General features: G+C 36.5%; 9 protein-coding genes and 1 pseudogene. 5 read left to right on the top strand and 5 right to left on the bottom strand.

The window, feature by feature from the left end:
- The 4 genes from VSQ61_RS22270 to VSQ61_RS22255 form a co-directional block, all read left to right on the top strand.
- Positions 1 to 1,425 (top strand): class I adenylate-forming enzyme family protein (locus VSQ61_RS22270; RefSeq protein WP_334346509.1); only part of this gene is annotated, 1,425 nt, incomplete at its 5' end.
- A gap of 1 nt (position 1,426) precedes the next feature.
- Positions 1,427 to 1,687, top strand: a complete 261-nt coding sequence (locus VSQ61_RS22265; protein WP_289391677.1) for an acyl carrier protein — start codon at positions 1,427 to 1,429, stop codon at positions 1,685 to 1,687.
- Positions 1,677 to 3,344 (top strand): dihydroxy-acid dehydratase, encoded by a 1,668-nt coding sequence (ilvD, locus tag VSQ61_RS22260; RefSeq protein ID WP_289391676.1) that lies wholly within the window; start codon positions 1,677 to 1,679, stop codon positions 3,342 to 3,344. Before VSQ61_RS22265 ends, ilvD begins: the two co-directional genes overlap by 11 nt.
- A 5-nt stretch (positions 3,345 to 3,349) precedes the next feature.
- Positions 3,350 to 3,580, top strand: coding sequence for an acyl carrier protein (locus tag VSQ61_RS22255; protein WP_334346508.1), 231 nt, complete (start codon positions 3,350 to 3,352; stop codon positions 3,578 to 3,580).
- A gap of 442 nt (positions 3,581 to 4,022) precedes the next feature.
- Here VSQ61_RS22255 and VSQ61_RS23035 read toward each other — a convergent pair.
- From VSQ61_RS23035 to VSQ61_RS22240, 5 genes and pseudogenes are all read right to left on the bottom strand, one after another.
- Positions 4,023 to 4,216: pseudogene (locus VSQ61_RS23035) on the bottom strand (IS256 family transposase); the annotation flags it as partial.
- Between the two features lie 266 nt (positions 4,217 to 4,482).
- Positions 4,483 to 4,770 carry an ATP-binding protein gene (locus VSQ61_RS22890; RefSeq protein WP_350340382.1) on the bottom strand — a complete coding sequence of 96 codons (288 nt, stop codon included), beginning with the start codon at positions 4,768 to 4,770 and terminating at the stop codon, positions 4,483 to 4,485.
- Positions 4,771 to 4,773: 3 nt separating this feature from the next.
- Positions 4,774 to 5,349, bottom strand: coding sequence for a Mu transposase domain-containing protein (locus VSQ61_RS22250; protein ID WP_334346507.1), 576 nt, complete (start codon positions 5,347 to 5,349; stop codon positions 4,774 to 4,776).
- A complete protein-coding gene (locus tag VSQ61_RS22245; RefSeq protein ID WP_334346506.1) occupies positions 5,331 to 5,747 on the bottom strand; it encodes a hypothetical protein in 417 nt (138 codons plus the stop codon). Before VSQ61_RS22245 ends, VSQ61_RS22250 begins: the two co-directional genes overlap by 19 nt.
- Complete coding sequence (locus tag VSQ61_RS22240; RefSeq protein WP_289391672.1) at positions 5,707 to 6,339, bottom strand: hypothetical protein; 633 nt, start codon at positions 6,337 to 6,339, stop codon at positions 5,707 to 5,709. Before VSQ61_RS22240 ends, VSQ61_RS22245 begins: the two co-directional genes overlap by 41 nt.
- Before the next feature lie 279 nt (positions 6,340 to 6,618).
- Between VSQ61_RS22240 and VSQ61_RS22235 the strand changes: the two genes are divergently transcribed.
- Complete coding sequence (locus VSQ61_RS22235) at positions 6,619 to 7,296, top strand: class I SAM-dependent methyltransferase (protein ID WP_289391671.1); 678 nt, start codon at positions 6,619 to 6,621, stop codon at positions 7,294 to 7,296.
- Positions 7,297 to 8,862: the final 1,566 nt, after the last annotated feature.

Below are 8,862 nucleotides of genomic sequence, written 5' to 3'. Positions count from 1 at the left end.
GATATAATAATGAAATTGCAGGATTACTTAATTATGCATAAAGAATCAAAAAAAATTGCAATTAGATGTGGAACACAAAGCGTATCATATCATGACCTGTATTTAAAATGTAGAAAACTTGCAGACGAATTAACAAAATACAATGTAGATGTTATTGGTTTGCTAATGGATAATTCAATTGAATTTATAATAGGGTTCTATGGAATACTACTTTCAGAGAAATCCGTTTTACTTCTAAATAGTAATTATGGTCAGCGGGAAGTGCTAGAACTATTAAACATTAGCGCAGTAGAAGTAGTTGTATCGCTATCAAAATTTAAAGCAAAAATACCAGATAATATCCAATTAGTTAAAATTGATAATCCTCAAAGAAGCGACAATAAAACAATATTAAATGCAAATAGAAAGGATGATGATGTTGCAATTATAATTCCTACATCTGGAACAACAGGGATTCCTAAACTAGTAATGTTAACGCATGATAGTTTAGACTATCTGATTCAGAAAATAAAACAAATACATAATGTTAAGACTGGAGAAAGAGAATTGGTGGTGTTACCTTTATCAAGTATCTATGCTGTTACTACTCAATTATTAATTTGTATTTATGCAGAGATGGAATTAATTATTTTAGAAGGAAAGTTCGATATCAAGAATTTGTTTCAAGTATGTGCAAAATATAGGCCGATTTATAGTGAGATGGTTCCGACTATGTTAAAAGCGATTGCACTATACTATAACCCAAGAGATGGGTATTTAAGTTCTCTTAGACGTATTACGCTTGGTGGCGAAAAAATAACTGCTGATGATCTAAGAATAATTCAAGAAAAATTTTCAGATGTAATTCTGTTACAAGGATATGGGATGTCTGAAAGTGGCGCTTTAATCACAGAGAAAATGTACGATGATTATAAAATTAAATTAGATTCAGTAGGAAAACCATTTGGTGATGTGCAGATTAAGATAGTTAGCGATAACGACAAGAAGCTTGGTGAAAATGAAATTGGAGAAATTCTTGTTAAAGGTCCTAATATGATGGCTGGATATTTCCCAGTAAGAGAGAACTTTCAAGATAATTGGTTTGCTACTGGTGATTTAGGGTATATAGATGAGGATGGTTATCTATATATTTGTGGTCGCAAAAAAAACTTAATTATATCTAGTGGCTACAATGTGATGCCAGAAGAAATTGAAGCAATCATTATGAAAAGCGAGAAGGTTAAAGAGGTTAAAGTATATGGCGAAAAAAGCTACACGACCGGAGAAATTATTGTTGCAGATGTAGTTTTTTACGATAACGATACTGCAGATACCATTGAGCTGCAGAAATTTTGCAAAAGAAATCTTGCTGCTTACAAAATTCCTAAGAAGATAAATATTGTAGATAAATTAGAAAGAACAATAACACATAAGGTGAGGAGATAATATGTCAAAAGAAAAGGACGAAATTCGTAATATTATAGCTAAGATATTGGATATTGATGAAAAAAAAATAACAGATAAAACTAATTTGATGGAAGATTTATTCGTAGACTCATTAACATTTATTCACATTATTGCTGAAATTGAGAGGAAGTATGATATTGAATTTTCAAGCGATATGTTGAATGTAACAGACAAATTGAATGTGGACACTATATATAATAAAATACAAGAATTAAGAGAGGGAACAAATAATGAAAAGTGAAGATGTAACCCAAAAAAATTACCGAGCACCGCATAGAGCATTATTTAAAGCAATGGGAATAACCGATAAACAATTGGAAAAACCATTGATTGGGGTAGCTGCAATATCTAATGAAGTAATACCAGGACACTATCATATTGAACAAATTGTGAAGGCTGTAAGAGATGGAATATTATTAAATGGAGGAACCCCTATTTCATTTTCGACAATTGGTGTTTGTGATGGAATTGCCATGAACCATGAAGGAATGAAATATTCCCTTCCTAGTAGAGAGCTTATCGCTGATTCTATTGAAGTTATGGCTGCTGCGCATGCTTTAGATGCTCTTGTATTAATTCCAAATTGTGATAAAAGTATTCCAGGAATGATTATGGGAGCAGCCAGATTGGATATTCCTTTTATGGTTTTGACTGGTGGACCAATGTTAGCGGGGAGATTGAACGGAAAAAGAATTGATTTGGGAAGTGTATTTGAAGGTGTAGCAGCATATAAATCTGGTAGTATAACAGAGGAAGAGCTATCTGGATTAGAAAATTATTCATGCCCTGGAGCAGGGTGTTGTTCAGGAATGTATACAGCAAATTCCCTTGGTTGTGTTTGTGAAGCATTAGGGCTATCTCTTCCATTTTCTGGGACTGCTATGGCAACATCCGGCGAGCGCTTAAGAATTGCTAAGGAAACCGGTTGTCAAATAGTCGAGATGGTAAAAAGTGATGTAAAAATGAGCAATTTAATCACAATAAAATCTTTCTATAATGCAATTACAGTAGATGTAGCGTTAGGTTGTTCTACTAATAGCTTATTACATATCCCTGCAGTTGCAAATTCGTTTGGATATAAAATTGATTTTAACGATTTTAATCGTATCAGTGATAAAACACCACAAATAGGATCATTTAGACCAGGTGGAACAAATTATGTGGAAGATTTACATTATGCGGGAGGAATCCCAGCTGTTATGGGAGAATTAAAGAAAAAGGGATTACTATGCGACGATCAGCGATTGGGGAACGGAAAAAGAATTAAAGATATAGATTTTTCAGGCTGCAATAAAAATACTGATATTATCCGCGATATTAACAATCCATATCAAGAATTCGGTGGATTAGCAGTATTGTATGGGAATTTATCACCAAATGGTTCGGTTATTAAGCGTAGTGCAGTAGATAAGACTATGTATAAGTTTTCAGGTAGAGCAAGAGTTTTTGAATGTGAGGAAGATGCGTACGAGGCAATTGTTAACCGTAGAATTTTAAAAGGAGAAGTTATTGTTATCAGAAATGAGGGGCCAAAAGGTGGACCAGGGATGAGGGAGATGTTAGCTCCTACACAAGCATTGGTCGGAACAAAGATGGACAAAGATGTTTACATTATAACAGACGGTAGATTCTCTGGCGCAAGTTCCGGTCCAGCAATAGGCTATGTTTCACCAGAGGCGTACGATGGTGGTTTAATAGGAATTCTTCAAAATGGAGATATAATTTCAATTGACTTGAATAAAAAAATGCTTAACGTGGAATTAACAGAATTAGAGATTAAGCAAAGATTTAAAGAAAAAAAAGAGTTCGTAAAAAAAGTTAATTCTCCATTTTTACAGAGATATCGTGAAAATGTGACCTCTGCGGAACGAGGAGCAGTTTTTTTAGAGGAGGAGTAAGAAAAATGAGCATCGAAGATAGGTTGCTTAACATACTAAGAGAGTGCATAAATGATGACTCATATACATTAGAAAAAGATGAGACATTAGACAATATTATTGATTCTTTAACTATGATTAATTTTATAGTAAAAATCGAGTCAGAATTCAACATCGAAATAGATGATGAAGATTTGATTGGAGAGTCATTTACTACATATGAGAACATCGTGAGGTATATTGAAAGTAGAATATAATTTGAGTTAAAGTAAGTAAAGAGAGTATTTAATCTCTCAGGGTCTAATTCCCCGCAGCTCTGCTGCGTAACAAACAAAGCGAAGCTCGGGCTGATACTCCGCAGCTCTGCTGCGGGGAGTTTCATTTTTTTGCTACTTATAAGATGCTTCACCTGCTCATGAAGTCCGACAATGCTACAAAAATCCTATGTCTATGGGAAAATAATCTCTTTTATGATAATAGTATTGCCAATTCTTTAAGTCTTATACATATTTATTAATTTTTGACATGCTGTTCTAGCATCAGCAGTAGAAACTGTCCGTTATCCCTATCCACACCCAGCCTTTGGAATAAGGCTGGGAATTTAAGACAATACTGCTAATGCCGATGAAATAGGGCGCGGCTGGAACGTCTCAAAGTATGACGTTTCAGCTTTATTCTTTTACAGGTACGGGTGGCGAACTTCTCCCCATATAGGACGGTAAGTTGGTCAGTGCCTGATCCCAGTTCCAGTTGCGCTGTATCCATTTTTTATTACATTTCCACTGGCTCTTTTCCAGTGAACTGTCACGCAGGAATACGATTTTAATCTTTGTCACTTTCTTGGATTGGCGGTTCAATTTTTCCAAAATGTTTGTTGTATACATGATACACCTTTGTATTTGGGCATCCGGATAGACTGTACCTATAGCTTCTTTAATATGTATAGATAATTCCTTCATGAATATTCGTAAAGCAAAATGCTTGCATTATAATCTAGCAAATATTAAGTGAGTAATGTACTAAAATTTTCTAAGTATTATTATGAATGGAAGAGTATCAATTTACTATGATTATTTCACGCCAAGGGATCCGGAGCGGAACCACGTTCCGCTCCACTAGTTTTTCTTTGCGAACCATCGGTTCGCTTTTGGGTCCACCCTTATGTGTTACTTATTAACCTCGCGCAGTATTCCTGCATGTTCATACTGCCGGTTTCGATCCAATAAGCGGTGTGGGCATACCGGTCAACGATGGCTTCGGCCTGTACGCCATTGCCAAGACGCTTGATCCAATCTTCCTTCCTGTACTGGGTGCAAAAGATGGTTGATGTGGTGTCGGAGCGACGTTCCATAAGTTCGAAAAGAAAGTACAGCTCGCTCTCTGATATATCTGTTACCAGCCATTCATCAATGATAAGCAGGGGAATGTTCCCATACTTTGTAAGCAGTCTTTAATCACTACCCTCACCTCCATAGCAGCCACTTCCACGTAAATAACCCATAGGGCTTTCATTCTTTGTAGAGGTATTTTTCTGTTCAAGATAGATTTCATCTTGATTAGATGACAGGATCGAATTAAGATGATGGTAACGGGGCTTCTTAATCCCTTGCGTTATGGCGAATTCACAGGCAGCTTCCAGGCGTGCTTCTGAATATTTGTTGCTTAACCGCAGCACTGCTAGGGCAGGATTATAGCCCTGTTCTTTTATGCTTACGCTTTCAAAGATACGGTCAATAGTTTCCCCAGTGTATCTGCCGATAGTTCTTGCCCAGTTTTTGATACGGGTATCATCCCATGGGGAGAACCGGAACTTATCCGGCATATCTTCTGCATGGGTAGAATACTGTTTTTTTCTCCCAGCCGGGAAACGGTTATGGGCAGCCAGCCGGACAGAGCCGCTGTAAATCTCCACGGTACTGTCAGTCACCTTCAGGTCTACACTTTTCCTAGCGTACTGATAAGGGCAGGAATACCGGTTGTACTCAAAAACAACGTGGTAATCAATGTTTACTTTTCGCCCGTACACCCATGCGGCGATCTCATATGGGGACGCCGGAGCGCATGGAGGCTTTCTTTTTCATCCAGATATGCCTCATAACGTGTGCCATCCCTTTTCTGGAATCGTTCGTGGTTGAATTCATAAAGTTTCCGGACAACAGCGCTTTTCAGGTCTTCAAAGGAGTAAAATACTTCGTTACGGAGCTTTGCAATAATCGCAGTAGCGATCTTTCCGACAGTCCCTTCCACAGATGCTTTCTGCTTCGGCTTGCGGATCCCCGCCGGCATGATTGCGGTCTTGTAGTACTCGCCAAGAGCTTCATAATCCGTTGTGAGGACAATCTCCCCTTCCCTTGGATGTGAAACTACCCCTGTTTTGAGATTGTCACAGACCAGCCGGGTAGTAACACCCCCCAAAGTACCCATACATCCTGACATGACAGCGTATAAAGGAATCCATCTTCATATCGAGGCAAGGCTCCACATAGGAATACTGGCTGTAAGGAAGCGTACCCACAAACAGGTAAACGGTTCTGACTTCACCAGTAGAGGTATCCACATAGTTCATCGCAGGACCCGACCAGTCAACTTCGGCAACAGCGCCGGGCTTATGCTTCAGATGGTTGGTCAGTTTGTTTACGACGGTAAAACTGCTGTAACCATTACAGAACTTTGTGTATCCCATTGGGAGTTTTCCTTCAGCTTTGCATTTTTCCTGATACTCCTGCCAAAGGAGCTTCAACGTCACGCCAACACGCTTTAATTTTTTGTGGACGTATTCATAATCCGGTTGGCGATATATGTTTTCCGTGGCATGTTTATCAGGGAAAAACATACGATAAACCGCATCCTCGTCAAGGCTGATCACATCATCATAAGTGATGCCGCGTTCGTCGGAGATATGGATCACATCACCGACAGAGTTTTTGGACATGTGCCGTGTCGCTGCAATTATATTTCGCGACAGTCCGGCTTTCCGAAGTTCAAGGATGAACTTCACATTGATTTTTCTGGCCATATATTTGGCCTCCCTTCTGTAAAATTTGAGGCAACCCTCAGCCTTTTATTTTACAGAAAAGTGGATCTATTGCGTAAATTGAACTTTTAGCGGATCTATTACATGAACTGGTGGATCTCAAAAGTGTGCCGGTGGAACCCCAAGCGTGAAATATTCATACTATTCGCTGTTTTGTTTTACAGAGTGTAGAAAATAAAATCTTCCTAATATATTCTTATCTATAGCTGTACAAATATCCATATATTTGCTATACTCTTTTATAATTATGGAGGATATGATATGGAACAACAAGCATTGGCATTCAATCCAAAAGAATATGATGAAAAAATATTAAAAACATTACCCTATTACAAAGATATGATTCAGCAAACAATAGAAGTTGTTAAATTTGGAATGGACGAAAGGGAGCTCAGCTGGTTAGATATTGGTTGCGGAACAGGGTCTTTAATAGAAATGGCTTTGGATCAGTTGCCGATAAAGAAAATTGTTATGAGCGATATTAGTAGTGAGATGTTAGAATTGTCTCGAAAGCGATTAATGAGGTTTAAAACTTATATTGATTTCATAAATATTGCATCTCAAGAGATTTGCTACATAGACGAATTTGATGTTGTCACCTCTATTCAAGTTCATCATTATTTGCACGAGGAAGAGCGAGAAAAGGCGATAACTAATTGTTATAATGCTCTTAGAAAAAATGGAATCTATATTACCTTTGAAAATTACAGTCCATTTAGTAATGAGGGCATAAAAAATGCGTTAGAGCGTTGGGAAAGATATCAATTAAATCAGGGTAGAACACTTAGCGAAGTGGAAAGGCACTTGAGTAGATTTGGAGAAGCATTTTACCCAATAAACATAGAAAAGCAATTAACTCTTTTAAAACATATAGGATTTAGAAATGTTGAAATTTTTTGGGTTACTTATATGCAAGCAGGATTTTGGGCGAAAAAATAAAAAAATCAAAGTGAATAAAAATTTCTTTGGTGGTTTAAAAAAATATATATTTATCCGCTATCAGACAAGACGTAAAAGAGCATTGATTTATACATATAATTAGCTTTTAATAGCATTTTTCAGAATTAAAGAAGTAGTATTTAAGATGGAGCAATGCATTATGTTTTCACTTTTCATTTTTGCTATTTCTTTTAAATATAGGAATATACAAGGGAAAATAGTAACTTGATGAAAGATGATATTGGAAAGATACTGCGTGAAAGTTCAAATATCTATATTAGCAGCTTTCAATACTGCAAATATTAAATTGTATTACAGCCGAGTATTGATTCATTATGAATCGAAAAGCCATCTAATATATACTAAAAACCTTAATTAAGAATAATAGCTAGTTATTGAAATAAAGTTAATAACTTGATGTAATTGCGATATACAACCGTTCGGCATACAGTTCGGAAAATGCTTTTCCGCTTCTGTAACGTCAAACCGTTGTCGCTAGAGATACAAAGATATTTTTGACGTTCAGTTTCCGAACTCTCTTTCTTCTATCAACAATCTTTTCAAGAGAGGATTCGATTTAGCGAATCTGTTTGTTAAGATATTCATAGTAACAGAGAGGGATACAAACTGGATGAATATTCTGTCTCGCAGCATGTCCATTCATCATTTGCATGTTGTTTTCCTGTTTCAAAGAACGACTTTATTGTTTCGTGTCGGGGATATTTTCTATGACCCTCGAAACAATCTTTCTCTCTGTTTAAATCAAGCACGGAATATCCATGATACTTATGGGTTTGCAGGCAGACCCATCATTAAACAAGACTAATGTTTTATTTCTCCGGATATGAATAGATATACACCTCATGAATTTTCCTTGCGATAGTTCTGGAACCCCTTCAACATCTATGCCATCCTCAAAAAACTTCAATTCCATCAGATTTGTTTCAAATGCAGTTCGGTCCTCTGTCTGGCGTGTCGCGCTGATATATATGTGCAAATATATATCGACAGAATTTTTTATAGACCAATTTTATAACATTGTTCTTGTGACTGTCATATTTGTATATCTTTTCAAAGTCGTGCATGTGCAGAACAGTGATATCGCGGGTATATGCGTCAAACGGACAAGTACTGGATATAATATAGAAGTCGTCCATATGCCTGTCTATTCCGGATCCACTCTGCTTGATATCGGATTTGGCCAATGTAATCGAATTAACGCTTTTTCGTAACACCCCTAAAGTCATACAATATAAACTCAAATAAGTAAAAACGATTTCAAAGCTTGCATTTATAAGGAAATTGTTTAAGTATATACTATAATATATTCTCAAAACTTATCCCCCGTAAATACCAGATTTCAAGCATAAAAGTGATTATTTTGAGTGCATATTATATAATTTCCAAGATAATATATGTCAATGACATCAAGAAACAGAGGTCAATTTATATAGCGTTGCTTCTTTTTATTACGACTATCCAATCATTTATTCCTTTTATTAAGTACATATTTCTATTATATGTGTAAATGAAATACACATAATGGTTGTAATCATTCGGCTAAAA

This window comes from Candidatus Merdisoma sp. JLR.KK006 (assembly GCF_036941035.1).
GTDB lineage: Bacteria > Bacillota > Clostridia > Lachnospirales > Lachnospiraceae > Laedolimicola.
The sequence above is the reverse complement of the archived record's forward strand: the minus strand, read 5'-3'. Positions and strand labels throughout refer to the sequence as shown.